This window comes from Micromonospora tarapacensis, assembly GCF_019697375.1.
Taxonomy (GTDB): domain Bacteria; phylum Actinomycetota; class Actinomycetes; order Mycobacteriales; family Micromonosporaceae; genus Micromonospora; species Micromonospora tarapacensis.
Genome location: NZ_JAHCDI010000004.1, coordinates 5,015,378 through 5,041,481 on the forward strand (window position 1 = coordinate 5,015,378; position 26,104 = coordinate 5,041,481).

Annotated in this window: 21 protein-coding genes and 4 pseudogenes; 22 read left to right on the top strand and 3 right to left on the bottom strand. The window is 72.3% G+C overall.

The annotated features are described in order from the left end of the window. Positions 1-262: 262 nt before the first annotated feature. A complete protein-coding gene (locus KIF24_RS29075) occupies positions 263-1,501 on the bottom strand; it encodes a glycosyltransferase family 4 protein (protein ID WP_221086740.1) in 1,239 nt (412 codons plus the stop codon). 25 nt (positions 1,502-1,526) lie between these two features. On the opposite strand from KIF24_RS29075, the gene KIF24_RS29080 reads away from it, so the two are divergent. The 18 genes and pseudogenes from KIF24_RS29080 (at position 1,527) to KIF24_RS29165 (ending at position 20,847) form a co-directional block, all read left to right on the top strand. After that, on the top strand, positions 1,527-2,387 hold the full coding sequence (locus KIF24_RS29080; protein ID WP_221086741.1) for an Fpg/Nei family DNA glycosylase: 861 nt from the start codon (positions 1,527-1,529) through the stop codon (positions 2,385-2,387). Positions 2,388-2,654: 267 nt separating this feature from the next. Then, a complete protein-coding gene (locus KIF24_RS29085) occupies positions 2,655-4,226 on the top strand; it encodes a sugar transferase (RefSeq protein WP_221086742.1) in 1,572 nt (523 codons plus the stop codon). Between the two features lie 46 nt (positions 4,227-4,272). Further along, positions 4,273-5,499, top strand: a complete 1,227-nt coding sequence (locus KIF24_RS29090; RefSeq protein WP_221086743.1) for a sensor histidine kinase — start codon at positions 4,273-4,275, stop codon at positions 5,497-5,499. A gap of 14 nt (positions 5,500-5,513) precedes the next feature. Next, positions 5,514-6,275, top strand: a complete 762-nt coding sequence (locus KIF24_RS29095; protein ID WP_221087609.1) for a LytR/AlgR family response regulator transcription factor — start codon at positions 5,514-5,516, stop codon at positions 6,273-6,275. 198 nt (positions 6,276-6,473) lie between these two features. Then, positions 6,474-6,823 (top strand): annotated as a pseudogene (locus KIF24_RS29100) (hypothetical protein). Position 6,824: 1 nt separating this feature from the next. Then, entirely contained in the window at positions 6,825-8,465 is a 1,641-nt protein-coding gene (locus KIF24_RS29105; protein ID WP_221086744.1) for a sodium/solute symporter, read from the top strand. A 111-nt stretch (positions 8,466-8,576) separates the two neighbouring features. Then, positions 8,577-9,341, top strand: coding sequence for an ABC transporter ATP-binding protein (locus tag KIF24_RS29110; RefSeq protein ID WP_221086745.1), 765 nt, complete (start codon positions 8,577-8,579; stop codon positions 9,339-9,341). After that, positions 9,326-11,013 (top strand): annotated as a pseudogene (locus tag KIF24_RS29115) (ABC transporter permease). The gene KIF24_RS29110 and the pseudogene KIF24_RS29115 overlap by 16 nt, the downstream one beginning before the upstream one ends. Before the next feature lie 86 nt (positions 11,014-11,099). Beyond that, positions 11,100-11,728 (top strand): annotated as a pseudogene (locus KIF24_RS29120) (flavin reductase family protein). Positions 11,729-11,774: 46 nt separating this feature from the next. Then, a complete protein-coding gene (locus KIF24_RS29125) occupies positions 11,775-12,749 on the top strand; it encodes an NAD-dependent epimerase/dehydratase family protein (protein ID WP_221086746.1) in 975 nt (324 codons plus the stop codon). 67 nt (positions 12,750-12,816) lie between these two features. Next, positions 12,817-14,043 (top strand): LCP family protein, encoded by a 1,227-nt coding sequence (locus tag KIF24_RS29130; RefSeq protein WP_221086747.1) that lies wholly within the window; start codon positions 12,817-12,819, stop codon positions 14,041-14,043. Between the two features lie 229 nt (positions 14,044-14,272). Then, positions 14,273-15,466: an LCP family protein gene (locus KIF24_RS29135; protein ID WP_221086748.1), complete on the top strand. Its 1,194-nt coding sequence runs from the start codon at positions 14,273-14,275 to the stop codon at positions 15,464-15,466. 189 nt (positions 15,467-15,655) lie between these two features. After that, a complete protein-coding gene (locus KIF24_RS29140; protein ID WP_456238346.1) occupies positions 15,656-16,597 on the top strand; it encodes an LCP family protein in 942 nt (313 codons plus the stop codon). Positions 16,598-16,738: 141 nt separating this feature from the next. Further along, a complete protein-coding gene (locus tag KIF24_RS29145) occupies positions 16,739-17,074 on the top strand; it encodes a rhodanese-like domain-containing protein (RefSeq protein WP_221086749.1) in 336 nt (111 codons plus the stop codon). Positions 17,075-17,084: 10 nt separating this feature from the next. Further along, complete coding sequence (locus KIF24_RS29150; RefSeq protein WP_221086750.1) at positions 17,085-17,876, top strand: glycerophosphodiester phosphodiesterase; 792 nt, start codon at positions 17,085-17,087, stop codon at positions 17,874-17,876. 50 nt (positions 17,877-17,926) lie between these two features. After that, complete coding sequence (locus KIF24_RS29155; RefSeq protein WP_221086751.1) at positions 17,927-19,384, top strand: PAS domain-containing sensor histidine kinase; 1,458 nt, start codon at positions 17,927-17,929, stop codon at positions 19,382-19,384. Between the two features lie 71 nt (positions 19,385-19,455). Then, positions 19,456-19,869 (top strand): ATP-binding protein, encoded by a 414-nt coding sequence (locus KIF24_RS33630; protein ID WP_331461321.1) that lies wholly within the window; start codon positions 19,456-19,458, stop codon positions 19,867-19,869. 93 nt (positions 19,870-19,962) lie between these two features. Next, positions 19,963-20,847 carry a DUF5926 family protein gene (locus tag KIF24_RS29165; RefSeq protein WP_221086753.1) on the top strand — a complete coding sequence of 295 codons (885 nt, stop codon included), beginning with the start codon at positions 19,963-19,965 and terminating at the stop codon, positions 20,845-20,847. A gap of 12 nt (positions 20,848-20,859) precedes the next feature. Here the strand turns inward: KIF24_RS29165 and KIF24_RS29170 are convergent, their stop codons facing one another. Next, the gene (locus KIF24_RS29170) at positions 20,860-22,089 is read right to left on the bottom strand and encodes an arginine deiminase (protein WP_221086754.1); all 1,230 of its coding nucleotides are present in this window, start codon (positions 22,087-22,089) and stop codon (positions 20,860-20,862) included. 163 nt (positions 22,090-22,252) lie between these two features. On the opposite strand from KIF24_RS29170, the gene KIF24_RS29175 reads away from it, so the two are divergent. The 4 genes and pseudogenes from KIF24_RS29175 to pheA all read left to right on the top strand — a co-directional run bounded on the left by KIF24_RS29175 (position 22,253) and on the right by pheA (position 25,286). Then, entirely contained in the window at positions 22,253-22,993 is a 741-nt protein-coding gene (locus KIF24_RS29175) for a hypothetical protein (protein ID WP_221086755.1), read from the top strand. A gap of 167 nt (positions 22,994-23,160) precedes the next feature. Then, on the top strand, positions 23,161-23,619 hold the full coding sequence (locus KIF24_RS29180) for a hypothetical protein (RefSeq protein WP_221086756.1): 459 nt from the start codon (positions 23,161-23,163) through the stop codon (positions 23,617-23,619). Between the two features lie 119 nt (positions 23,620-23,738). Next, positions 23,739-24,230, top strand: a pseudogene (locus tag KIF24_RS29185) (hypothetical protein); the annotation flags it as partial. 99 nt (positions 24,231-24,329) lie between these two features. Beyond that, positions 24,330-25,286, top strand: coding sequence for a prephenate dehydratase (gene pheA, locus KIF24_RS29190; RefSeq protein ID WP_221086757.1), 957 nt, complete (start codon positions 24,330-24,332; stop codon positions 25,284-25,286). Positions 25,287-25,314: 28 nt separating this feature from the next. On the opposite strand, the gene KIF24_RS29195 is transcribed toward pheA, so the two are convergent. Further along, the gene (locus KIF24_RS29195) at positions 25,315-26,031 is read right to left on the bottom strand and encodes an AIM24 family protein (protein WP_221086758.1); all 717 of its coding nucleotides are present in this window, start codon (positions 26,029-26,031) and stop codon (positions 25,315-25,317) included. Between the last annotated feature and the right edge of the window lie 73 nt (positions 26,032-26,104).

The following is a 26,104-nucleotide window of genomic DNA, read 5'->3' on the forward strand; positions in this document are numbered from 1 at the left end:
GCAACGTCATCCGCGTCGCCCAGGAACTACAGACAGAGGTTCGTCGCTCGAAGACAGCCTCTGGACCGGGAACCCCGCCATGGTGATCGACAGGCCGCTGCATCGTCGATCATGCACTTGTGGTTGCCTTTATGTGCCTTTCATGCCGCTTCGCGCCGACCACAACTGCATGATCGACGCTCGGGTGGTCCTGCGCTCGGGTGGTCCTGCGCTCGGGTGGTCCTGTGCTCGGGTGGTCCTGTGCTCGGCGGAACGGAGTCGATCAAGAGCGGGCGACGCCCGCGTACACGTCGAGGAGTTGCTTGGTGACCACGTCGGGGTGGAAGATCCGCTCGTAGCGGGACCGGGCAGCGCCGGTGAGTGTGCTGGCCGCGGCTGCGGCGGCCGGCAGGGCGGCGGCGAGCGCCGCCGGATCCGGCGGCACCACCCAGCCGGCCTCACCGGCCACGACTCCGGCCGGCAGGGCGGGCACCGAGGCGACCACGGCCGGGCCGGTGCCGGCGGGTTCCCGGGGAGTGTCCGCGCCGACCAGGTAGGGGATGCCGCCGAGCGCGGTACCGAGCACCGGGCGACCGCTGGCCAGCGCCTCGATGATCACGGTCGGCAGCACGTCGTGCCAGGTGGAGGTCGCCAGCACCACGGCGCTCGCGGTGAGCGCGTCGCGGACTCCGGCCCGGTCCAGCGGGCCGAGGAAAGTGACGTCGGCGCGTTCGGCCGCCGCCGCCTCGACCAGTGGGCGCAGTTCGCCGTCACCGGCCACCCGCAGCGGACCCAGCGCGCCGTCCGGGTGTCGCCGCCACGCCTCCAGCAGCAGGCCGAGCCCCTTCTCGGGAGAGAGCCGGCCGAGGAAGAGGAAACCCTGGCCCAGCGGCGCGGGGCTGCCCGGGTCGGGGATGCCGTTCGGCTTGACCACGATCCGCTCGTCGGGGATGCCGTAGTCACGCAGATGGTCGGCGACGGCGCTGGTCAGCGCGATGAACCGGTCCACCGACCGCCAGGTGCCCCGGTGCACCGCCAGGGTGGTGGCCATCAGCGCGCTCTGCGCCCGCGACCCCCGGTAGCAACGGTGCACCACCGCCGGGACGCCCAGTGCCCGGCCCCGGCAGTCCTGGCAGATCTTGCCGTCGCGGTAGTACAGCCCCGAGGAGCAGACCTGGCGGTAGTTGTGCACCGTCTGCACCACCGGCACGCCGTGCCGGTGCGCGGTCCGCACCACCCAGGGTGACAGCAGGGGGTACGGGTTGTGCAGGTGGAGCACGTCCGGACGGTGCTCGGTGAGCAGCCGACCCAGGTCCTGCTGGGCCCGGGGCGCATAGATCGGGGAGATCGGCAGCAGCGCCTTCGCCGTCCTCGGCATCGTCGGGATCTCGTCGGAGTTGCGCAGGAACGGCACCACCTCCACCCCGGCGGCGGTGAGCTGGGCGATCTCCGCGTCGACGATGATGTTCTCGCCGGACGGTTGAGCTTCCCGATACCGGTTGTGCGCCACCACGATTCTCACGCTCGCAGACGCTACCGTTGGCAACGTGCCCGAACTACCGGAGGTGGAGGCGCTCGCGGGTTACCTGCGGCAGCGCGCGGTGGGCCGGCGGGTCGACCGGCTGGAGGTTTCCGCGATCAGCGCCCTCAAGACGTACGACCCGGCCCCGACCGCCGTCGCGGGCCGGGCGGTGACCGACGCCCGACGGCACGGCAAGTTCCTCGACGTCGTCTTCGACGGCGGCCTGCACCTGGTGGTCCACCTGGCCCGGGCCGGCTGGCTGCACTACCGGGAGGCGTTCGCGTCGACCGCCCCGTTGCGCCCGGGCAAGGGCCCGATCGCGCTCCGGGTCCGCCTCGACGACGGCTCCGGCTTCGACCTGACCGAGGCCGGTACGCAGAAGAAGCTCGCCGCCTACCTGGTGACGGACCCGGCGGTGGTGCCCGGGGTGGCCAAGCTCGGGCCGGACGCCCTCGCGTCCGACCTGGCCACCTTCGCCGGAGCGCTGCGCAGCCGCCGGGGACAGGTCAAGGGGGTGCTCACCGACCAGGCGGTGCTCGCCGGGGTGGGCAACGCGTACTCGGACGAGATCCTGCACGCGGCGAAGCTGTCGCCGTTCGCGCTGACCGACCGGCTGACCGACGACCAGATGGCGACCCTGTACGCCGCGACCCGCCGGGTGCTCGGCGACGCGGTGACCCGGTCGCTGGGGCAGCGGGCCGCGGAGCTGAAGGGCGAGAAACGCTCGGGGCTGAAGGTGCACGCCCGCACCGGCCTGCCCTGCCCGGTCTGTGGGGACACCGTCCGGGAGGTCTCGTTCGCCGACTCCAGCCTCCAGTACTGCCCGACCTGTCAGACCGGGGGCAAGCCGCTTGCTGACCGACGGTTGTCCAGACTCGTACGGTGAGTAACATCATTCGACGACTACGGAGCGGAATCGGACGAGGCGTACGCAACCACCGGTCCGGCGCTCTACCGGGGCTGCCATCCATCGGTATAGTGGCCCGGTCCCCGGCTTCGGAACGGCGTGGAGCCGGCCAGATTCCAGGCGGGAACAGGACCGCCGCACAATGTCACCCGGGTCGGCGACGGAACGGAACTCGCGTGGGAAACTGGAACGGTGGGCGATCCGAGCCGTCACGGGGAGTGAACGGCGCGGATCATGCGGGAGGACATGAGTGAGGTGACGACCAGCCTCCAGCGCCCGGTGACCAACGAAGGCCGGAGCGAACTCGTGCGGCACGTCGACAGCTTCGAGATCCAGCCGCCGAACCCGCCGTCCACAAACGGCGTACCACGGTCGGCGTGGGCCAGGGCCCGGCGGCGCGTCTCCCGCTGGCACCGCCCCTACACGGCGATCCTGCTGCTGCTCGACTTCGCCGCCGCGGCCTTCGCCAGCTTCACCGCGATCCGCACCTTCGACCAGGCCACGGCCGGCTTCCACCAAGCTCAGAACGACCCGACCTGGTTCTTCACCGTGGCGTTCCTGCTGCTGCCGATGGGCTGGCTGGTCATCCTCTGGTTCAGCGGCGCCTACGACCGCCGCTGCCTCGGGCTCGGGCCGGACGAGTTCAAGCGGGTGATCCGGGCCGGGGTGACGGTCTGCGCGGCGGTGTCGTTCATCGCCTTCGCCACCAAGACCGACCTGTCCCGGTTCACCGTCGGCACCGCGCTGCTGCTGGCCCTGCTGCTGATCCTGCTGGGCCGGATCCTGGCCCGCTTCGTGCTGCACACCGTGCGGCGCAACATCCAGCAGGCGGCGCACCGGATGGTGCTGGTCGGCACCCTGCCCGAGTGCCTGGAGGTCTACACCGCGGTCACCCGTACACCCGCCGCCGGGCTGGTCCCGGTCGCCATCCACATCACGGACGGTTACGCGGCGGCCAAGGGAGTGCAGACCCCGGTCCCGGTGTACGCGGGCCGCGACGTGCTGGCCCTGGTGCGCGAGGTCGGCGCCGACACCATCGCGGTCTGTGGCTCGGCCAGCGCGGAGCCCGGCGAGTTGCGCCGGCTCGCCTGGCAGCTGGAGGGCTCGGGCGTCGACCTGGTGGTGGCCCCGCAGCTGACCGACATCGCCGGCCCCCGGGTGCACATCCGCCCGATCGAGGGCCTGCCGCTGCTGCACGTCGAGGAGCCCACCCTGTCCGGGCCGGCGCTGCTGGCCAAAAACATGCTGGACCGGGTCGCCGCCGGGCTGGGCCTGCTCATGCTGCTGCCGGTCTTCGCCGCCGTCGCGATCGCGATCCGGATCTCCGACCCGGGTCCGGTCTTCTTCCGCCAGCCACGGGTGGGGCACGAGGGGCGGACGTTCCGGGTGTGGAAGTTCCGCACCATGTACGTCGACGCCGAGGACCGGCTGGCCAGCCTGGTCGACCGGAACGAGACCGACGGGATGCTGTTCAAGATGAAGCAGGATCCGCGGGTCTTCCCGGTGGGCCGCATCCTGCGCGCGTCGTCGATGGACGAGCTGCCCCAGCTGATCAACGTGCTCAAGGGTGAGATGTCCCTGGTCGGGCCGCGTCCGCTGCCCGCCGACGACGGCGACTTCCTAGGCGATGTGCGGCGGCGCCTGCTGGTCCGTCCCGGTATGACCGGGTTGTGGCAAGTATCGGGCCGTTCCGACCTGTCCTGGGACGAGGCGGTCCGGCTGGACCTCTACTACGTCGACAACTGGTCGCTGGCGTACGACCTGAGCATCCTGTGGCGCACGGTCGGCGTGGTGGTGGCGCGCAAGGGCGCGTACTGACCCCCAACCCTTTCCCACAGCCGCCGTAACCAGCAGGATCGTCGACGTGGGTGGCAACCTCTCCGCCGTCGTCGGAGTCTTCTCGCTGGTCACCGTGCTGGCTGGGGCGCTGTTCGCCGTCGGCCGGCTGCGGGGGCGGCGCGGCATCGCCACGGCCGGGCAGCGGGCCACCTACGAGGTGCTGCACACCGCCGGGCTGGCCGCCGAGCCGCTGCGGGCCGGGCTGAACCCGGCCGCCGCGGCGAAGGCCGCCCGCCACCTGCGCACCCTGGTCGGCGCGGACGGGCTGGCGTTGACCGACGCCGACGAACTGCTCGCCCTCGACGGGCGCGGCGCGCACCACGGTGAGCAGTTGCGCGCGGCGGCCCGGCGGGTGGTCGACTCGGAGCGTTCCACCGTGCTCGGCGAGTCGGAGCTGACCTGCGACCGGGTCGACTGCCCGGTCCGGGGCGCGGTGGTGGCCCCGCTGGGCGGCGCGGAGGGGCGGATCGTCGGCGCGCTGGTCGCCATCACCGACGGCGCACCGGCTCCGGGCCTGGTGCAGGCCACCCTGGAGACGGCGCACTGGGCCGGCAGCCAGCTCGCCCTGGCCGAGCTGGACTCGTCCCGGGAGCGGCTGGCCCGGGCCGAAGTGCGCGCACTGCGCGCCCAGATCAGCCCGCATTTCATCTACAACGCCCTGACCGCGATCGGCTCGTTCGTCCGCACCGACCCGGAGCGGGCCCGGGAACTGATCCTGGAGTTCGCCGAGTTCACCCGCTACTCGTTCCGGGCACACGGTGAGTTCACCACGCTGGCCGAGGAACTGCGGTCGATCGACCGCTACCTGACCATCGAGCGGGCCAGGTTCGGCGACCGCCTCCAGGTGCGGCTCCAGATCGCCCCCGAGGTGCTGCCGGTGACCCTGCCGTTCCTCTGCCTCCAGCCACTCGTCGAGAACGCCGTCCGCCACGGCTTGTCGCGCAAGTCGGGCACGGGCATGGTGAGCATCGAGGCCCGGGACGCGGGCGCCGAATGCCACATCACGGTGGAGGACGACGGAGTGGGGATGGATCCGGCCACGCTGACCGCAGGGATCATCGAGCTTGCCGGGCCGGCCGGCGACCCGAGCGACGATCCGGGGCAGCACGTCGGCCTGTCCAACGTCGACGAGCGGCTCCGGTCGGTCTTCGGAGACGGTTTCGGCCTGGTCGTCGAGACCGGTCTGGGAACGGGCACGAAGGTGAGCATGCGGGTGCCGAAGTTCCACCCCGGCGTACGGGCGGGTTCATGACCGGCTCCGGCGGCATGGCCGCGCCGGGCTTCCTCCGGGTGCTGGCGGTGGACGACGAGCCACCGGCGCTGGACGAGCTGGCGTACCACCTGCGTGCCGATCCCCGGGTGGCCCGGCTGCACACGGCCGGCGACGCCACCGAGGCGCTGCGGGTTCTCCGCGACGACGACGTGGATGTGGTCTTCCTCGACATCCGGATGCCCGGCCTGGACGGAATGGAGCTGGCCCGGGTGTTACGCCGCTTCGCCCGGCCACCCGCCATCGTCTTCGTGACCGCGTACGACGACGGCGCGGCGGACGCCTTCGACCTGGGCGCCACCGACTACGTACGCAAGCCGGTACGCGCGGAGCGGCTGGCCGAGGCGCTGCGCCGGGTGGTCGGTCCGCGGGTGGTGCCCGCCCACCCGGCCGCGCTGGCCCGGGCCGAGGAGGATCCGACGATCCCGGTCGAGCTGGCCGGCACCACCCGGATGCTGCCCCGTTCGGCCGTGCGCTGGGTGGAGGCGCAGGGCGACTACGCGCGGCTGCACACCGCGGAGGGATCGCACCTGGTGCGGGTCTCGCTGGCGACGCTCGCCGAACGGTGGGCCGACGCGGGATTCGTCCGGATCCACCGGTCGTACCTGGTGCAGCTGCGGCTGATCGCCGAGCTACGACTGGTCAACTCCGGGTACGTGGTGGTGGTCGACGGCACGGAACTGCCGGTGAGCCGCCGGCACACCCGGGAGCTCAAGGACAAGCTGGTGCGAGCTGCCAAGCAGGAGTGGAGCCGCTGACCGGGCACCGGTGTCCACCGACTTGTCCACAGGCCCGAAGCGTTGTCCACAGGTTGTCCACCGCGCTCTTGACATTCCGGTCGGGCGGACGAGACTGCCGGGATGGCCGCCGAGGAACCAGCGCCGGCACCCCGCCGACCCGAACCGTTCCGGGCCGCCGATGAGCCCGCGAGGCCGGCACCGCCCGCACGTACCCGAGTGGTGCTCGCCGAGGCGTCCCGCCGGCAGCACCGGGCGGCGGGGCGCGCACCGAGCTGACCCAGCAGACCCGGGTCGGCGAGGCGCTCGTCCGTGGCCTGGTCCGGGCGCAGCTGGCCCTGGCCCTGCAACTGTCGGCGGTGGTGCTGGTCGGGCTGGGCGGGCTGCCCTGGCTGTTCGCCATCGCCCCCTCGGTGGGCCGGATGACCGTGCTCGGGGTCAACCTGCCGTGGCTGCTGCTCGGGGTGCTCTCCTTCCCGTTCCTGGTCGCCGTCGGCTGGACGTACGTGCGGCTGGCCGAACGAAACGAGCAGGACTTCACCGACCTCATCCAGCGGCCGGAGCGCTGAGGTGGGCAACGGCCTCGTCGTACCGGCGATCGTGGCGGTCACCCTGGTCACCCTCGCGATCGGCTTCTACGGGCTGCGGCTGGCCCGCACCACCTCCGACTTCCTGGTCGCCTCCCGGGTGGTCAGCCCGACCTGGAACGCCGCCGCGATCGGTGGCGAGTACCTCTCGGCGGCGAGCTTCCTCGGTGTGGCCGGGCTGATCCTCAAGTACGGCGTGGACGTGCTCTGGTATCCGGTCGGCTTCGCCGCCGGCTACCTGGCCCTGCTGCTGTTCGTGGCCGCGCCGCTGCGCCGCTCCGGCGCGTTCACCCTGCCCGACTTCTGCGAGCTGCGGCTGGGCTCCCGGCGGCTGCGGACCCTGGCCACCGTCTTCGTGATCTTCATCGGCTGGCTCTACCTGGTGCCGCAGCTTCAGGGCGCCGGGCTGACGCTGGCCACCCTGGCCGGCGCGCCGTACCCGGTGGGTGCCCTGCTGGTGGCCGCGGTGGTCACCGCCAACGTGGCGCTGGGCGGGATGCGGGCGGTCACCTTCGTGCAGGCGTTCCAGTACTGGCTGAAGCTGACCGCGCTCGCCGTACCCGCGATCTTCCTCGCCCTGCAGTGGCAGGCCGACAGCCGACCGGCGGTGACCCCGCCCGACGGGCCCACGTTCCGGACGGCGACCACCGTCGTGGTCGAGCACCGCGCCGTCCTCACCCTGCCCGACGGGCAGACCCTGGAGGTACGCCCCGGCGACGAGCTGAGCTTCGCCGAGGGCGAACCGGTGCCCGAGGTGTCCGGAGTGGCCACCAGGGCCGGCGACTGGCTGCTGCCCAGCACCGCCGGCTCCGACGACCGGGGGCTGTTCGCCACGTACTCGCTGATCCTGGCCACCTTCCTCGGCACCATGGGCCTGCCGCACGTACTCGTCCGCTTCTACACCAACCCCGACGGCGCGGCGGCCCGCCGCACCACCCTGGTGGTGCTGGCCCTGGTCGGGGTCTTCTACCTGCTGCCCACGATCTACGGCGTGCTGGGCCGGATCTACACCCCACAGCTGCTGGTCAGCGGTCAGACCGATGCGGTGGTGGTGCTGCTGCCCGAGGCGGCGCTCGGCGCCGGGACCACCGGCCGGCTGCTGGCCGCCCTGGTCGCCGCGGGGGCGTTCGCGGCCTTCCTGTCCACCTCGTCCGGGCTGCTCACCAGCGTCGCCGGGGTGATCTCCACGGACGTGTTGGGCCGCGGCTCGGTCCGCGGCTTCCGGCTGGCCACGTTGATCGCCGGCGTGATACCGACAGTCCTCGCGTTGAACGTCTCCGGGCTGGACGTCTCGCAGGTGGTGGCGCTGGCGTTCGCCGTCGCCGCGTCCAGCTTCTGCCCGCTGCTGGTGCTGGGCATCTGGTGGCGAGGGCTCACCGACGCCGGAGCCGCGGCCGGGATCCTGGTCGGTGGCGGCGCCGCGGTGACGTCGGTGCTGGTCACCGTGCTCGGCCCGCCGCTGACCGGCTGGCCGGCCACCCTCACCGCCCAGCCGGCCGCCTGGACGGTGCCGCTGGCCTTCACGGTGATGTTCGTGGTCTCCCTGGCCACCCGCCGCCGCGCCCCGGCCGACATCGGTCGCACCATGCTCCGGCTGCACGCCCCCGACGCCCTCCGCCTGTGAGGAAGGCCCCCTGCCGGCACCTCGGGCGGGGCGGCCTACGACTCGCGGATGAGTTCCGGATCGTTCCCCGGCGGGGTGGGGCACTGGTCGGGACCGGATACGGTCGGGCGCATGACTGGTGAGCATCCGGCGCTGGCGCTACGCGGCCTGGCCAAGAGCTTCGACGGCAAGGTCGCGGTGGCCGGCGTGGATCTCGACGTCCCGGCCGGCTCGTTCTACGGGCTGCTCGGCCCGAACGGTGCCGGCAAGACCACCACCCTGTCGATGGCGGTCGGGCTACTGCGACCCGACGCCGGGAGCGCCTGGGTGCTCGGGCGGGATGTGTGGACCGATCCGGTCGCCGCGAAGCAGTTGCTCGGTGTCCTGCCGGACGGTGTACGCCTGTTCGACCGGTTGAGCGGCGGCGAGTTGCTCGCGTACCACGGTCTGCTGCGCGGCATGGATCCGGCGGTGGTCGACCAGCGCGCGGCGGAACTACTCGACGTGCTCGCCCTCGCCGACGCCGGCCGCACCCTGGTGGTCGACTACTCGGCGGGCATGAAGAAGAAGATCGGCCTGGCCTGCGCGCTGCTGCACGGCCCCCGGCTGCTGGTGCTGGACGAACCCTTCGAGGCGGTCGACCCGGTCTCGGCGGCGCTCATCCGGGACATCCTCCAGCGGTACGTCACCGGCGGCGGGACGGTGGTCTTCTCCAGCCACGTCATGGAGGTCGTGCAGCGACTCTGCACGCACGTGGCGATCCTCGCCGACGGCACCATCAAGCGGGTCGGCACGCTGGAGCAGGTCCGCGGCGACCGCTCCCTGGAGGAGGTCTTCGTCGAGGTGGTCGGCGGGCGTACGGCCACCGGCGAGGAGCTGGCGTGGCTGTCCCGGTGACCGCACCGGCGACCCCGGTGCGACGTGTCTCGGCGCGGCACTTCGTCCGGCTCAAGCTGCGCGTGATGGGCAACAACTTCCGCGGCCAGGGCTGGCGCGTGGCGCTGTTCCTGGTCGGTTCGCTGTTCGGGCTGTGGTTCGCGGTCGGCGCGTTCTTCGGCCTGGCGGCACCCGGGCTGGCCGGCGACGACCGGTACGCGCTGCTGGTCGCCGCGATCGCGGGCGGGCTGACGGTGCTCGGCTGGCTGCTGCTGCCCCTGGTCTTCTTCGGCGTCGACGAGACGCTCGACCCGGCCCGCTTCGCGCTGCTGCCGCTGCCCCGGCGCGCCCTGGTCACCGGGCTGTTCGCGGCGGCGCTGGTGAGCGTGCCCACGGTCGCCGTGCTGGTGGCGCTCTCCGGCCTGGTGGTCACCGCCGGGGTCTTCGGCGGCTGGTCCGCCGCCGTGGTCGCCGCCGTCGGGGTGGTCGCCGGCCTGCTCCTCTGCGTCGCCGCGGCACGCGCGGTGACCAGTGCCTTCGCCTCCATGCTCCGGTCCCGCCGGGTACGCGACCTGGCCGCCGTCCTGCTCGCCCTGGCTGCCGCGCTACTCGGGCCGCTGCAGATCGCCGGCCTGGCCGCGATCCAGGACGCCGACTGGGACCGGCTCACCGGGGTGGCCACGGTGATCGGCTGGACCCCGTTCGGCGCCCCGTGGACCGCCGGCATCGACATGGCGCAGGGCCGTGTCTGGGCCGCGCCACTGAAGCTTTTGATCACGGCGGTGACGATCGTCGCGCTGCTGGCCTGGTGGTCGCGCTCGCTGGAGTCGGCGATGGTGGGCGCGGCAAGCTCCGGGCCGGCGCGGGCCAGGGCGGGCGTGGCCGGCGGCGTGGTGGCCCAACTCTTCCCCGCGCGGCCGGCTGGCTGCGCCGGGACCGGTTCGGCGCGCTTGTCGCCCGGGAGGCCCGCTACTGGTGGCGGGACGCGCGACGCCGGGCCAACCTGATCACCATCGCGGTGGTCGGCCTCTTCGTGCCGGTGATGGTCAACCTGGGTGGGCAGGGCTTCACGATCGACAGTGAGGGCTTCACCCCGTCCGGCGGTTCGTCGCCCGTGCTGGTCAGCCTGTCCATGCTCTTCGTCGGGCTGCTCGCCGCGGTGACGCTGGCCAACCAGTTCGGCTTCGACGGCAGCGCGTACGCCGCCAACGTGGTGACCGGCGTGACCGGCCGGCTGGAGTTGCATGCCCGGATGGCCGCCTTCTCGCTGTACGTGCTGCCCATGCTGGCGGTGGTCGCCGTGGTGATCGCACTGGTGCTGGGCGAGCCGGCGTGGATCGGATTCATGGCGGGCACGCTGGTCGCCACGTACGGTGCCGGGCTGGCGGTCAACTCCTTCGTCTCGGTGCTCGGCGCGTACTCGTTGCCGGAGACGAGCAACCCGTTCGCCATGAACAGCGGTGCCGGCGTGGTCAAGGGCCTGCTGACCCTGCTCGCCATGCTCGCCACCGCCGCGATCGGCGTACCGATGATCCTCGCCGCCGCGTTGCTCGGCGACACCTGGCTCTGGCTGGGCCTGCCGTTGGGCGTTGCGTACGGCGTCGGCGCGGCACTACTCGGCGCGCACCTGGCCGGCGACGTGCTGGACCGCCGGCAACCCGAACTCCTGGCGTTGATCACCCCACGCCGCTGACGCTGCCGCACGGGGCAGGCCGCCGGGCAGGGACACGGAGGCGGCGGCGCCGGTCAAGGGCGCTGAGATCGACGACGTCTTGACAAGTGCGCTGGGCGCGCGCCCGTGGGCTGGCCGGACGGGTCACAATGTTTCACGTGAATCATGAGCCGGGTGCCCAGATCCACCACACCGACCCGTTCGCCGTGCCGGCAGGTCAGCGATCACCCGTACGCCGGTTTCGGGGGCGGCTCGCCGCGCCGGTCACGCTCTGGACGGCGCCCGGACCCGCCGGCCTGACGGTGTCGTCGATCCTGGTCGCCGACGGCGACCCGGGCCGGCTGCTCGGCCTCATCGACGCGGAGTCGGAGCTGTGGGCTGCGGTGGAGGACGCCGGGGTGTTCGCCGTGACGCCGCTCGGCCCGCCGCACCGGCAGCTCGCCGACCGGTTCGCCGGCCTGTTTCCGTCGCCCGGCGGCCTCTTCGCCACCGGCACCTGGGCCGACACGCCATACGGGCCGGTGCCCGCCGACCCGCCCGCGCCACGCCCGCCGACCCGCCCGGCGCCGCCGCCGCGCCCGCCGACGTCGCTGGCGGCTGGGCCGGCTGCCGCCTCGACGGCGCGCGGGAGTACGGCTGGGGCCTGCTCGTCGAGGCGACCATCGAGCGGGTCGAACTGGCGGACGAGACCGAGCCGCTGCTGCACCACCGGGGCCGCTACCGGGAACTGATCTGACCTCCACTGAGAGATCAAGGCGGGCTCTCCTTATAGGCTGACCAGCATGAAGGTTGAGCAGCGTTACGGCCCCGGTCACCGCGTCCTGGTCACCGGCGGTGCCGGCTTCGTCCCGTCGCACCTGGTGGATTCCCTGATCTCTCGGGGCTGCACGGTCGTCGCGCTCGACAACTTCGTGACCGGGGCGAAGGAGAACATCGCCCATCTGTTCGACACTCCGAACTTCACCCTGGTGGAGGCCGACGTCTCCGACGGGCTGCCCGACCACCCGGCGTTGGCGGAGCGGTTCGACGCGATCCTGCACATGGCCTCCCCGGCCAGCCCGACCGACTTCGAGAAGTTGCCGGTGGAGATCCTGCGGGTGGGCTCGGTGGCCACCCTGCACCTGCTGGAGCGGGCCACCACCGACGGCGCCCGGTTCCTGCTGGCGTCCACCTCCGAGGCGTACGGCGACCCGAAGGAGCACCCGCAGCGGGAGACCTACTGGGGCAACGTCAACCCGGTCGGCATCCGCAGCGTCTACGACGAGGCCAAGCGCTTCGCGGAGGCCGCCACGATGGCGTACCACCGCAGCCGGGGCCTGGACACCGCCATCGTGCGCATCTTCAACACCTACGGTCCGCGGATGCGGCCGGACGACGGCCGCGCCATCCCGACTTTCATCTCCCAGGCGCTGCGCGGTGAGCCGATCACGGTGCACGGCACCGGCAACCAGACCCGCTCGATCTGCTACGTGGCGGATCTCGTCCAGGGCATCCTGCTGCTGTTGGACTCGACCGAGAGCGGCCCGGTGAACTGCGGCACGGAGCACGAGATGAGCATGCGGGAACTGGCCGAGACGATCATTTCGCTCTGCGACAGCAAGTCGGAGGTGACCTACGTCGCCCGTGGCGCGGACGATCCGGAGATGCGCCGCCCCGATCTCACCCTGGCCCGCGAGTTGCTCGGATACGAGCCCACCGTGACGCCGGAGGCTGGGCTGCGCCGCACGATCGAGCACTTCCGGGGCCGGCTGGCGTAGCCGCCGGCGACACGGCGCGTTTCGCCGTCGAGGGCGACACTGGCCGGGGCTGCGTACCCTGAGTTACATGTCAGCGACCATCCCCGCCACCCTGCCGGTCATCCACCTGCGCCGTAGCGCCGGGCGTGCCGCGGTGCCCGGCCCGGGTCGGGGCGACGGACGGGCGGCCCGGCCGGCCGAGACCCGGTGGCTTCCCGCGCACGACGACGGATCGGTCCCGCCGGTCGGTCCGGGCGGCCCTCGCGGGCCGGTCGGTCCGGGCCGGCCGGGTGGCGGGCCACCGCGTGGGCCGCGCCCGCACTGGCGCCGGATCGCCCTGGTGACCGGCATCGCCGTGTTGGTGTTGGCACTGATCGGGGGCATGGGCGCCTGGTTCTACGCCCGCAGCCTCGACAACAACATGGCCCGGACCGACCCGTTCTCGGAGATCACCGGCGGGCGACCGGCCAAGGCCGTGAACGGCGCGATGAACATCCTCATGGTGGGCACCGACTCGCGGGACCCGGACGCGCCGGTGGACCAGGCCGGCAAGTGGCGGGCCGACACGATCATCGTCATGCACATCCCGGCCGACCACCAGAAGGCGTACCTCGTCTCCATCCCGCGGGACCTGTACGTGCCCATTCCCGAGAGCGCCGGCGCCGGGTGTGAGACGGGCCAGCGACGCAAGATCAACGCAGCGTTCGCGTTCGGCGGGCTACCGCTGGCGGTACGCACCGTCGAGTGCTTCACGGACGTGCACATCGACCACGTGATGGCGATCGACTTCGCCGGCTTCAAGCAGGTCACCGACGCCCTCGGCGGGGTCGACCTCAAGGTGGAGCGGACCATCACCTCGATCCACAAGCCGTACCGGGAATTCACCGAGGGTATCAACCACATGAACGGCGCCGAGGCGTTGGACTGGATCCGCCAGCGCAAGCAGTTCCCCGACGGCGACTTCGCCCGGATGCGCCACCAGCAGGAGTTCCTGCGGGCGCTGATGGACAAGGCGGCGAGCACCGGCACGCTGACCAACCCGCCGAAGCTCAACGCCTTCCTCCGGTCGGTCACCGATGCGATCACGGTCGATGAGGGCTTCTCGCTGACCGACATGGCCGTGCAGTTCCGCAACCTGCGCGGCGAGAACCTGACCTTCGTCACCAGCCCGCACCTGGGCAGCCAGACCATCAACGGCGAGTCGGTCGTCGTCTCCGACCGGGAGAACGCGCTGGTCATGTACCAGGCGATGTCGGGGGACACGATGGCCGAGTGGGTGAAGGCCAACAAGCAGGCGGGCAACGGCAACGGCTGAGCACCGAGGTCGACCGGCGGCGGCTCCCGCGACGCGGGGGCCGCCGTTCTTTTATGCCGGACATCCCCGGCGACCAACCGCCGACCGTCCAATTCGATCTGAACGTTCGGCTATTTCGACAGGATGACGTGCCAGAGAACGTGAACTGGCCGCCAAGCGAACTCGCCACCACGGGAATGCGTACGTAGAGTGTTCCCGCCCCCCGAAGCGAACACGAGCTGGAGCACGAATGCCGGTTCACGGCCCCTCCCTGCTAGAGCCGCCTCGCGCGTCCCGCACCGCTCCGATCCCCTCCGGCAGTGCGAAGCCCGGCCGGCCCGGGGGGAAGGGACGCACCCGGCGCAAGGATCCGCTGTGGGCCCGGCTCACCGTGATCGTCGGCGCCACGCTGATGATGACCAGTGGTGTCGCCATCGTCGGCAGCAAGGCGGTGATCGGCCAGGCCACCGGCAGCATCTCCCAGCGCAACCTGCTCGGCGAGGCGGGCAAGACGAGCGCGGAGGGTGGCGCCGACCTGAGCGGCCCGATCGACATGCTGCTGCTGGGCGTGGACGCCCGGGAGCGGTGGGACGCCGACGACGTCCGGGCGGACAGCATCATCGTGCTGCACATTCCGGCCACCCACGACCAGGCGTACCTGATCTCGATCCCCCGGGACACCGAGGTGCAGATCCCTCCGTTCCCCAGGACCGGCTATCCGGGCGGCGTCGGCAAAATCAACTCGGCCTTCCAGGCCGGCGCGCGCAACGACGGCGGCTGGGAGGGCGGCGCCCAGCTGATGGCCCAGACGATCAAGCGGATGACCGGAGTCGGTTTCGACGGCGCGGCGATCATCAACTTCGGCGGCTTCAGGAACGTCATCGACGCCCTCGGCTCGGTGCGCATCTGCCCGCGGCAGGAGGTCAAGTCGATCCACATGTCGTACGTCGACGGTGAGCCGATGTGGAACGCCGACGCGAAGAAGACCGGCAGGCCGAGGACCCCGGTGGTGCACAAGAAGGGCTGCCAGGAGATGGAGGGCTGGGCGGCACTGGACTTCTCCCGCCAGCGGTACGGCCTGGCGAACAGCGACTACGACCGCCAGCAGAACCAGCAGCAATTGATCAAGGCGATGGCCAAGAAGGCCACCCAGAACGGCAGCCTGACGAATCTGGGCAAGCTGAACGAATTGATCAAGGCCGCCGGCAAGGCGTTCATCCTGGACACCGGCGGCGTGGCGGTGGAGGATTTCGTCTTCACCATGCGTGGCGTCACCGGCAACGAGCTGATCATGCTGAAGACCAACGGCGGCACGTACAACGCCAAGGGCAACGGCAACGAGGCACTCAGCGAGCAGACCCTGGACATGTTCCACGCGGTCCGGCAGGACAAGCTGGCCGAGTTCGTGTTCTACAACCCTGAGGTGATCTCCTCCCGGAAGTGACCGGCGCGGTGACATCACCGAACAGCCGTCACCGTCCGTAGATCTCTCGTAGCCTGACGTGAGTCGCATTCATGTCAGGCTGACGGGAGGGACGTCACGGCCAGGACGGCGCAAGCAGGCGGAAAGCGGCCACCCGGCGGCTCCGGGCGTTCGCGGTGGCCCCGCGTACTGCTCGGAATCGGGCTGGCGGTGCTGCTGTTGGCCGCGCTCAGCGTGGTCGGCCTCCGGGTGCTGGCCGACCGGTACCAGCGCACGGTGGCCCGGGAGCAACTGCTCGACCCGAGCGCCCGCACCGACCGCACCGACCTGGACGGCCCGATCAACTACCTGCTCGTCGGATCGGACCGCAGGCCCGGCGACAGCGACGCGCAACAGCGCACCGACACCATCCTGATCGTGCACGTCCCGGCCGGGCTACGCGAGGGCTACCTGGTCTCCGTGCCGCGCGACCTGCTGGTCACCATCCCGCCCGGCGGCGGCTATCCGGGCGGCGAAGACAAGATCAATACCGCCTACGAGTACGGCGGTGGCGGCCAGGCCGGCGCGCAACTGCTCTCGGCCACCCTCGCCCGGCTCACCGGAATCCGTTTCGACGGCGCCGCCCTGGTCGACTTCGCCGGCCTCCGCGACGTGATCGACCTGCTCGGTGGGGTCGACATGTGCGTACGCAACGAGGTCCGCTCGATCCACACCGACCGGGTCTTCCACCCCGGCTGCCAACGGATGGACGGTGCCCAGGCGCTGGACTACGTACGCCAACGCTACGACCTGCCCGGGGGCGACTACGACCGGCAGACCCACCAGCAGCAGTTGCTGGGAGCCATGCTCGAACGCGCCGGGGAGACCCGGCTGCGCGCCAACCCCGTCCAGATCCACCGGCTCATCCAGGCCGTCGGCGAGTCGCTGACCATGGACACCAACGGGGTGCCGGTGGAGGATCTACTGCTCGCGCTGCACGGCCTCGCCACCGACGGGCTGCGCGGTGTTCAGGTGCCGTCCTATCCGCAGACCATCGACCAGGTGTCCTACGTCCGGCTCGACAACGGCGGCGACGGCCTGTTCGAGGCGGTACGCGGCACCCGGATGCCGCAGTGGGCCGGAACCCATCCACGCTGGGTCACCCGGCTCTGAACCCACCGGCCGGCTGAACCGGACGGGCCGTCGATGTCTGCCTGCCGGTCGCGGCGGTCACCCCGGGGCGTTCTAGTGCGGTGGCCAGTAACGTTTACCGGGCCGCCAACGTTCCTGGCCACCGCACTAGGCTTGGTACCCGTGTTCGGACCTCAGATACCCACCGTGACCATTTCCGAGATCACCGACGATACGTACCTGCTCGACGTCCGGGAGGACGACGAGTGGACGGCCGGGCACGCACCCGGCGCCCACCACCTGCCGATGATGGAACTGCCGGCCCGCCTCGCCGAGGTCCCCACCGACGGGGACGTGGCGGTGATCTGCCGCTCCGGCGGGCGCTCCGCCCAGGTCGTCGCCTACCTGATGCGCAACGGCTGGGATCAGGTGCGCAACGTCGCGGGCGGGATGGGCGACTGGGCGGCCGCCGGACGGCCGGTGCTCGACTCGGACGGGCAGCCGGGCCAGGTCCGGTAGGCGTCCACCGATGGCCGTACCCCTCGTCTTCGCGCACCGAGGCGCGTCGTACGACCTGCCGGAACACACCCTCGCCGCCTACCTGCGCGCCCTCGACGAGGGCGCCGACGGGCTGGAGTGCGACGTCCGGCTGACCCGCGACGGGCACCTCGTCTGCGTACACGACCGACGGCTGGACCGGACCAGCAACGGTCGTGGGCTGGTCAGCGCCCGCACCCTGGCCGAACTCGAGAAACTCGACTTCGGCTCCTGGCATCCGGGCGGCGTACCGGCCGACGGCGACGAGGTGCTCGACGACTCGCGCATCCGGCTGCTCACCCTGGAACGGCTGCTGGAGACCGTCCTCGCCGCCGGCCGGGCCGTCCGGCTGCTGGTCGAGACGAAACACCCGTCCCGCTACGGCGGCAACGTGGAACGCGAGCTGGTCGCCCTGCTGCGCCGGTACGGCCTGGCCGAGCCGCGCCCCGACGCTCCGGTCCGGGTCACCGTGATGTCCTTCTCCGCGCTGGCCGTACGCCGGATGCGGACACTGGCGCCCGCGCTCCCGACCGTGCTGCTGCTGGAGGTGCTGCCCCGCTGGATGCAGTCGGGTCGGCTGCCGTTCGGCACCGGCATCGCCGGCCCCGGGATCGCGCTGGTGCGGGCCCGCCCCAGGCTGGTGCCCGCGCTGCGCGCCGCCGGCAATCAGGTCTACGTCTGGACCGTGAACGAGCCGGCCGATCTCGATCTCGTGCTGGCCGCCGGGGTCGACGGCGTGATCACCGACCGCCCGGCGCAGGCGCTGGCCCGGTTGCACCGGTGAGTCCGCTCGGGGGTGCCCGGGAACGCGAGCGGCAGTGCACACTCGGGAGCATGCCGGACCGCACCGACTACTCGGCTCTCATCGCCGGGCACACCGCCGTCATCGAGATGATCAACTCAGGTGACGCGGGCCTGCCGGTCCTGAACCAGCTGCTCCGGGTGGCCCAACCGGCGCTCGGCGCCGCGGGGATGGCGTTCGTGGAGTTCGCACCCAGTGGCGGCCGGGTGATCGCCGCCACCGGTGCCGCCGAATGGACCGTCGGCCGGCCGCTGCCGGTCAGCGACCCGGTCACCAGCTGCCTGCTGGCCGGGCCGCGCCTGCAGAGCGTACGGACCGAGCAGCTGGCCAATCAGCTCGGCACCGAACTGGTCGAACGCGGCCTGCGACGGATGGTCGTCTCCCGGGCGGAGATCGGCGGCCACACCGTCGGCAGCCTGCACGCTCTCTACCCCGCCGGTGACGAGGAGCCCAGCGCCGAACAACGCGGGGTGGTCGGTTACCTCAGCTCCTGCATCGCCCACATGTACGGCGACCAGAGCGGCCTACCGGTGCACGGCGACGGTCCGGTGGTGGCGGCGCTCGCCGACGGACTGGCCGTCGTGGACCGCGACGGCCACGTGCGGCTCTGGAACCCGGCCGCCGCCCAGGTCACCGGCCGCGCCGTCGCCGAGGCGATCAATCAGCCACTACCCTTCCCGCTCCCGCCGTCCGGGCAGGTCCTCGACCACCGCCTGCCGGACGGCCGCTGGCTCCGGGTCACCTCGGGTGAACTGCCCGGCCCGGGCACCCTGCGCGTGGTCACCTTTCGGGACATCTCCGACCAGCAGCGGCACGACCACGAGCGGGATCTCTTCGTCGCGGTCACCAGCCACGAACTGCGTACCCCGGTGACCGTCATCAAGGGGTACGCGGACACCCTCACCGACCACTGGGAGTCGCTGAACGACACCGACCGCCGGCAGGCCGCCCGGATCATCGGCCAACGGGCCAACGAGCTGGCCCGGCTGCTCGACCGGCTGCTCTCCTCCGCAGCCGAGGCCTGGCCGGGTGACGGGCCACCCGCCCCCTTCGACCTCGGCGAGACGTTGCGGGTCGCGGTCGCCGACCTGCCGGCGGAGCTGCGCCGCCGGACCACCCTCCAGCTGCCGGCCGAACTGCCCAGGGCGGTCGGACACCGGCAGAGCCTGGCCACCGTCCTGACCGAGTTGGCCACCAACGCCGGCAAGTACTCCCCAGCCGGCTCGGCGATCGACATCGGTGCGGGAGCGGACGGCCAGACCGTCTGCTTCCGGGTCAGCGACCGCGGCATCGGAGTCCGCCCGGAGCACGTCGAACGCGCCTTCGACCGGTTCTGGCAGGGCGACTCCGGCGACCGGCGCCGCTATCCCGGCACCGGCCTCGGCCTCTATCTCGTCCGCCGGATCGTTGAACAGCAGAATGGATGGGTATTCCTGCGACCGAGGACCGGTGGGGGTACGGTCGCCGAGGTGCGGCTGCCCCGCAGGTGAACCGGCGGGAACAACGGGGGGGCGGAAGAGGGGCGGAAGTGGCGACGGGAGCGGTCGAACGAGCTTGGTGCGTGGTGGTGCCGCAGCACGCCAGCGGCGCACGGGTCGCCCGGCATCGGCTCGCCGCCGAGCTGACCGGGGTCGTGTCTCCGGCGGTGCTGGCGGATCTGGTGGCGGTCCTGGCCGAGTTGGTCGGCAACGCCGTCCGGCACGCCGATCCGCTGCCGGGCGGGGTCGTCCGGGTGGCCTGGCGGGTGCGCACGACGCCCGAGGGGCCGCAGGTCCGACTGCAGGTCACCGACGGGGGTGCCGTCGGCGGCCCGCGGATCCGTCCGCCGGACATGGCGGCGGCCGACGGTCGGGGCTTGCACATCGTCAACGGCCTGGCCAGCAGCTGGGGTGTGGCACGCGACGGCCTCGGCCAGAGCGTCTGGGCCGACTTCGACCCCGTCCCGCAGCGGCCGGATCTGGTGACCGCGGGCTGAGCCGGCGCGCACTGCCGGCGCCGGGAGGGCGGGCGGCTGCGGCAGGGCGGGTCGTGCCCCACGGCCCGGCGGGGGCCTCTAGGCTGTGTCGCCGTGAGCAAGCGTCGAAAGAACCAGCGGGCCGCCGCGCCGACGGCCAAGCGCGAGCGGATCCGGGACGTCTTCGTCCCCCGCCCCTTCGAGGGGTTGGTCGACGAGGCCGGGTGGATCGCCCTGCGGGAGTTGGTCCCGGCCGCCTCCGCGCCGCTGCGGCTCACCCCGGCGCTGGCCGAGGAGTACGGCGACCGGCCGGTCACCCTGGCCACCGTGCTCCCGATGGCCGCGCCCGCGATGAGCCGGGCGGACGGCCAGGTCCTCGTCGGGCTCCAGCGCCACCTCCAGTCCGGCGACGTCTCCCGAGACCTGGCCGAGTCGGTGCTCTGCGCGCTGCGGGCCGCGCCCGGCGCTCCCGTTCCGGTGCCGCCGCTGCCCGGTCCCGGCCCCCGGCTCCAGGACATCCTGGTGGACGGCCCGCTGGAGATCACCCTGCACGAGGGTTTCGAGTTCTGGCTGGCCCCGGAGGCCGCCGAGGACCCGACCGTGCGGGCTTCCCTGGAGCGGGCCAACGCGGCGATCTATCCCACCGTGCGGCTGGCCGCCGCGCGGGCCGCCTACTGGTGCCGGGTGCCGGAGAAGGCCCACGTCCGCTGGGTGCTGCCCGAGGCCGAGGAGGCCGCCCTGGACGCGCTGGCCAGACTCGGCGCCGACGGCTCGCTGCCCCTCGGCGAAGGGACGAAGCTCGCGGGCATGTTCCGGGCCCATGGGCGGCTGGTGCCGGTCTGGGACCTGCCCGAGGACGCCCCCGCCGCCGACTGGGAGGACCCGGTCGCCGACTTCGCCAAGCGGTACACGGAGGCGCTGGCGCAGACCGGCCCGCTCGACGCTGCCGCGCGGCGCTCCCGGCAAGGGCTCCTCGGCCGCCAACTCACCCTGCGCTGACTGCCTCCCGGCTCAGGCGGGCGGTGCCGTCGCGGCGGCTCCGGTCTCGCGCAGCAGGGGACAGGACATGCAGCGTGGGCCGCCCCGACCCGAGCCCAGCTCGGAACCGGCGATCGGGATCAGCTCGACCCCGGCCCGCTCCAGCTGCGCGTTGGTCTCGACGTTGCGCTCGTAGCCGACGCAGAGCCGGGGTGCCAGCGCCAGGGTGTTGTTGCCGTCGTCCCACTGCTCCCGCTCGGCGGTCACCGGGTCGAGCCCGGTGTCGATCACCCGAAGCCGGTCCAGGTCCATCGCGTCCGCGGCGGCCCGCAGGAACGGTGCCGGGCCGTCCACCCGCGGATCCTCGCCGTCCGTGCCGGCGATGACCGTGTACGCGGACAGCGTGTCGGCGGCGTTCGGGTACATCAGCACCGTGTCGACATCGACCATCGTGCAGATGGTGTCCAGGTGCATGGTCGCCCGTTCCTGTGCGATGGGGACGACGAGGATGGTGTGCGCGAGCCCGGCGGCGAAGACCCGGCGGGCGAGCCGTTCGGCACCGGCCGGCGTCGTCCGTTCACCCACCCCGACGGCCAGCACTCCCGGTGCGAGGAGCAGCACGTCGCCGCCCTCCAGATGCTCCAGGCCCGGCCGGTAGACGAACCGGGTCCCGGCGAACCGCGGGTGGTGCCGGTAGATCGCGTCGGTAAGCGTGGTCTCCCGCCGCCGGGCCGGCATCGCCAGGCTCGTCACACCCACCCGGTCCCCGATCCACAGTGACGAGTCGCGGGTGAACAGCAGGTTCGGCAGCGGGTCGACGATGAAGTCGTGGCGATCCATCAGGGTGTAGACCAGCCCGCCGGGGCGGTCCCGGCCGACCCGCAGCTCCTCGTGGGCCAGACCGGCGACGAGAACGCCGGCGAGCGCGGCCGGATCGAGGTAGGCCAGGTGCGCGGCGACCCGGGCGCGCAGGGTGTCGCCGAGTCGCGGCGAGTTCAGCACCTGTCCGGTCAACTCGGCTCGGACGTCCGCCACGGCCAGTGTCTCGGTGAGCAGGTCGGTGAGATAGAGCACCTCGACGCCACGGGTCCGAAGCGCGTCGGCGAAGGCGTCGTGCTCCTCCTGCGCCCGGCCGACCCATGGGATAGCGTCGAACAGCAGGGAGTCGTTGTTGCGCGGGGTGAGCCGGGCGAGTTCCGGTCCCGGCCGGTGCAGCAGCACGGTGCCGAGTCGGCCGACCTCACTGTCCACGTAGTGGGTCACCTTCGCAGCGTAGGGCAGGGTTTGGCGGCATCCGGTAAAACGACCGTGGGTGAATATGGCATTCATCCACAGTCATTCCGGCGCTCCGGCTTGCCGACTACCCGGACCGGCAACGTAGGGTAGTGAGAACGTAACTTCGAGGGACCTTTTGCCGGAGGTCGCGATGACTGTCTTCCCCGCTCGTCGAGCCGTACCCTCCACCCGGGCACTGCCGCCCGTGTCGGTGCCGCACCCCCGGGTCGAGACGCCAGGGGTGGTCGCAGCCCCCCGCCCGTCCCCGTTGGAGTGGGCCCGCCGTCGCCGCGCCGAGCGGGGCGCCCGGCGCCTGGAGGCGGCCGGCGCCCGCGCGCTCGGCCAACTCGACCACCTCGGTCCGGCGTGGCACGTCATCGACTGGCCCCGCACGGACGCCGCCGACATCCTGCTCGACGACACCGAGGACAATCGCGCCGGGTTCCTCGCCATCGGTCCGAGCGGGCTGTTCGCCGTCACCATCGCCGATCACGGCCGGGCTCGTGTCCTGGTCGCCGGCGACGTCGTGCAGATCAACGGCAAGCGTCCGCCGTACGTGGCCGAGGCCCGCCGCGACGCCAGGCGCGCCAGCAAGGCGCTGACCGCCGCCGTCGGCCACCCGATCCCGGTCACGCCGGTGCTCACCTTCGTGGGTTCGGGTGTGATCAGCGTCTACGGCCTGCCCAAGGACTGCCTCATGGCGACCCACCGGGAACTCGACCGGTTGCTCGTCGCCGGTGGCAACCGGATCAGCCCGGCCACCGCCGAGAAACTGTCCCGGGTGGCTCAGCACCCCGGCACCTGGATGACCGGCGGGTATTCCGCGGCGGCCGACTACCGGTGGTACGAGGACGGCCGAACGGCCGCTGACAAGCCGGCCGGGCGGCGGTAACGTCTGCGGCGATGCCACGCGGCCGGGCACGGCACGGCTTCCACCGGCCTACGCCGTCGTCGACCGGGCACTGATCAGCACCGACGGCTCCGGACGCCCAACGCGGTCGGCGGTCTTGGCCGCGACCGGCTAGCGTGGACGTACCCTCGGTGTGCATAGGAGGCTCGGTGGCCCACGTCGAACTCTCGCTCTCGGAAGTGTTCGTGCCCTCCGCAGGGACACCGACAGAGCAGGGGTACGACAACATCGGCCGGTGGTCCGCCACGGTGTCCCGCGCGGACGAACCGTGCCTGCTCATCGACGCCGAGACCCTGGTGATGGCGGTCTCCGCCGCCGGCTGCGACCTGCTGCGCCTGGGTGCGCCGGAGGACGTGATCGGGCTGCCGCTGCTCGACGGCGGGTTGCGCCTGCTGGACTTCACCGCCTACCGGGGCGAGTTGGCCGAGCCCGAGATCGACAAGATCCCGCCGCTGCTGGCGCTCTCCTCCGGCCGGCTGGCCCGTGGGCTGCTGCGGATCGAGGCGGCGGCCGAGGGCGCGCCGGACGCGACAGTCGACGCCATCTCCACACCCGTGCTCGCCGACGGCACCGTCGCCGGCTCGCTCACCTTCTTCTCCGAGGTCTGACCCGCCCGCCCATCCACGAGCTCCCCCGCTCCGCCCCGAGGAACGCCCCCGTGCCGCCCATCCCACCCCGTCGTGCCGCCGACCGGTCGGCCGGCCCGACTCCGCCACCACGCCAGCGCCTGGCCACCGCCGTCACGCTGGCCGCACTCCTGCTGGCCGGATGCGGCGCGCCACCGGAGGTGCGCGACGGGCCGGGTCGCCTGCCGACCTGGGCACCCACCGCGACGCCGAGCACGGCGGCGACCCCGACCCTGGTGCCGGGCGGGCTGCCCACTGCCGACCCGCACAGCCCCTCGGCCGACCCGGGGCTGATCGCGGTCGCCTGCCAGGGCGACCCATCGGCGCAGCGGATCATCGGCCTGGTGCGTGGCCGCAGCGGACTGCTGCCCAAGGACGCGAAGGTCAGCGTCGGCAGCGGTCCGCTGTGCGCCGCCGGCTGGCAGTTCACCACCATCGCCGTGGCCGGATACGAACCGCTTCAGGTGGTCACCCGTGAGCAGACCGGCACCCTGCGCCTGGTCACCGCCGGCACCGACGTGTGCACCGTCGAGGTGCGGGTGGCCGGCCCGGTCGGCATCCGGACGCTGGCCTGCGGCAGCGACGATGGCGGGCTCTCCGTGCCGGTTCCGTCGACCCCGTCGCCCACACCCTCGACCCCGTCGCCGTCGCCGTCCAGTTCGTCGCCGACCCCGGCTGCGTAGGCTGGGCGCATGCCGGGAACACCGCCGACCCGTTTCGTCTACCTCGGGCCCGAGGGCACCTTCGCCGAGCAGGCACTGCGTACCGTGCCCGCCGCCGAGCGGGGCAACCGCACGCCGGCCCGCAGCGTCGGCGAGGCGCTGGAGGCCGTACGCGTCGGGGACGCCGATGCCGCCCTGGTGCCGCTGGAGAACTCGATCGGCGGCGCGGTCGGGGTGACTCTCGACGAGCTGGCCGAGGGGGAGCCGCTGATGATCACCCGAGAGGTGATCCTGCCGGTGGAGTTCGTGCTCGGCGCCCGACCGGGAACCTCCCTGCCGGCGGTACGCAGCGTCGCCGCTCATCCGCAGGCCTCCACCCAGTGCCGGGGCTGGCTGCGGACGCAACTGCCCGACGCGATCGTGGTGGACGTGCTCTCCAACGGTGCGGCGGCGGCCGGCGCGGCCAACGGCGAGTACGACGCGGCTGTCTGCGCCCCGATCGGCGCGGCCCGGCACCGCCTCGCCGTGCTGGCCGACAAGATCGCAGACCACCCCGACGCGGTGACCCGGTTCGCGCTGTTGTCCCGGCCCGGCCCGCCTCCACCGCCGACCGGAGACGACGTGACGTCGCTCGCCGTCTACATCGCGCACGACCGGGTGGGTGCGCTGTTGTCCGTGTTGATGGAACTCGCCGTCCGGGGCGTCAACCTGACCCGGATCGAGTCCCGGCCGACGGGTGAGGCGCTCGGCCGGTACGTCTTCTTCCTCGACTGCACCGGCCATCTGGCCGATGTCCGGCTCGGGGAGGCGTTGCAGGGGCTGCGCCGGGTCTGCGCCGATGTCCGCTTCCTCGGCTCGTACCCCCGGCACCGCTGGGGCGCGATGACGGGCGAGCGCCCGGTGGCCGCCCCGGCCGGTCTCTCCGATGCCGACTACACCGACGCCGCCGCCTGGCTCGCGCGGCTGCGGGCCGGCGAGCTGAGCTGAGCACCCGGGTCCGGGACCCGGGTGCGGCTCATCGGAACAGACCGCCCAGCACGCCACCCTGATCCTGCTGGCCGCTGCCCATGACCGGCGGTTCCTCCGACGGCTGGACGACGACGAAGCCGTGGCCGGCGAAGCTCATCGTGTACGCCTCACCGGTGCTGCGGCCGAGCAGGGTGCCGAGCCCGATCTGGTCCGCCCGGTGGTAGCCCGTCTGCAGGCTGGCCGACCAGCAGACGGCGGCCTGCGGGTCGACGTAGGTGGGTGCGTCGACGTTGAGCACGACCGGGGTGCCCCGGGTGGTGACGGCGATCCTGCCGTGGCCGGTGAAGACGCAGTTGAACAGGCCGGACGAGGCCATGCCGGCCCCGCCGGCCATCTTGATGTCGTACCCCAGGGTGGCGTCGAAGGCCAGCACGCTGGACCCGTTGATGGAGAGCGCGTCCCCCGGCTCCAGGTCGATGACGTGCACGTCCTTGGCGAAGTCGGCGAGGAAGACGTCCCCGCGACCGGTGAGCTTCATCAGCGGGACGCCCTCGCCGGTGAGCTTCTGCTTGAGAAAGTTGCCCAGCCCGCCGGAGCCGAGCGCCTGGAACTGCACCTGCCCCTGGTACGCCACCATCGAACCGACCCGGGCCATCGCCTCGCCGGCAAGCTCGATCTTCAACATCTTGGAGTTCTGCAGCCGCATCCCGGGCTGCGCCGACTCCTGTTCCAGGTTCGCCGCCGAAAACAGCTCGCTGCGCATGGGGTTCCTCCCGTACTCGCCGTGTCTGGCCGAGACGGTAGAGCCCGGCCGCAACCGACCCGGCGGGTGGCGG

Coding starts and splice junctions, on each gene's coding strand:
- KIF24_RS29085 (WP_221086742.1), top strand. CDS start 2,655: ATGAGTGAGGTGACGACCAGCCTCCAGCGCCCGGTGACCAACGAAGGC.
- KIF24_RS29095 (WP_221087609.1), top strand. CDS start 5,514: ATGGCCGCGCCGGGCTTCCTCCGGGTGCTGGCGGTGGACGACGAGCCA.
- KIF24_RS29110 (WP_221086745.1), top strand. CDS start 8,577: ATGACTGGTGAGCATCCGGCGCTGGCGCTACGCGGCCTGGCCAAGAGC.
- KIF24_RS29125 (WP_221086746.1), top strand. CDS start 11,775: ATGAAGGTTGAGCAGCGTTACGGCCCCGGTCACCGCGTCCTGGTCACC.
- KIF24_RS29130 (WP_221086747.1), top strand. CDS start 12,817: ATGTCAGCGACCATCCCCGCCACCCTGCCGGTCATCCACCTGCGCCGT.
- KIF24_RS29135 (WP_221086748.1), top strand. CDS start 14,273: ATGCCGGTTCACGGCCCCTCCCTGCTAGAGCCGCCTCGCGCGTCCCGC.
- KIF24_RS29150 (WP_221086750.1), top strand. CDS start 17,085: ATGGCCGTACCCCTCGTCTTCGCGCACCGAGGCGCGTCGTACGACCTG.
- KIF24_RS29155 (WP_221086751.1), top strand. CDS start 17,927: ATGCCGGACCGCACCGACTACTCGGCTCTCATCGCCGGGCACACCGCC.
- KIF24_RS29175 (WP_221086755.1), top strand. CDS start 22,253: ATGACTGTCTTCCCCGCTCGTCGAGCCGTACCCTCCACCCGGGCACTG.
- pheA (WP_221086757.1), top strand. CDS start 24,330: ATGCCGGGAACACCGCCGACCCGTTTCGTCTACCTCGGGCCCGAGGGC.
- KIF24_RS29195 (WP_221086758.1), bottom strand. CDS start 26,031: ATGCGCAGCGAGCTGTTTTCGGCGGCGAACCTGGAACAGGAGTCGGCG.